The organism is Mycolicibacterium sp. XJ662 (assembly GCF_053484035.1).
The window spans coordinates 1-562 of sequence record NZ_JBEFTL010000033.1; the positions used below are offsets into that span (position 1 = coordinate 1).

Annotated in this window: 1 rRNA gene; it reads right to left on the reverse strand. The window is 56.0% G+C overall.

What is annotated here, in order from left to right:
• A 23S ribosomal RNA gene (locus tag ABQE93_RS27050) occupies positions 1–548 on the reverse strand; the annotation flags it as partial.
• Positions 549–562: the final 14 nt, after the last annotated feature.

The following is a 562-nucleotide window of genomic DNA, read 5'->3' on the forward strand; positions in this document are numbered from 1 at the left end:
ATCCGCTATCGGTCACTAGGAAGTATTCAGGCTTACCGGGTGGTCCCGGCAGATTCACAGCAGATTCCACGGGCCCGCTGCTACTCGGGGAAAACCTGCATCAGCAGGCAGAAGATTTTCGTCTACGGGGCTCTCACCCGCTACGGCAGACCATCCCAGGCCACTTCGACTAACCCACTGCTTGATCACTGCTGCTGTTCACGGCGGTAAACAGAAACACAGGCCCCACAACACCGCATGCACAACCCCCGCCGGGTATCACATACACACGGTTTAGCCTCATCCGCGTTCGCTCGCCACTACTAACGGAATCACATACTTGTTTTCTCTTCCTACGGGTACTGAGATGTTTCACTTCCCCGCGTTCCCCCCCAACGCCTATACATTCAGCGCTGGGTGACACGACATCACTCGTGCCGGGTTTCCCCATTCGGACATCCTCGGATCCACGCTCGGTTGACAACTCCCCGAGGCATATCGCAGCCTCCCACGTCCTTCATCGGCTCCTAGTGCCAAGGCATCCACCATGCGCCCTTAAACACTTACACACAAAACAGTTAAA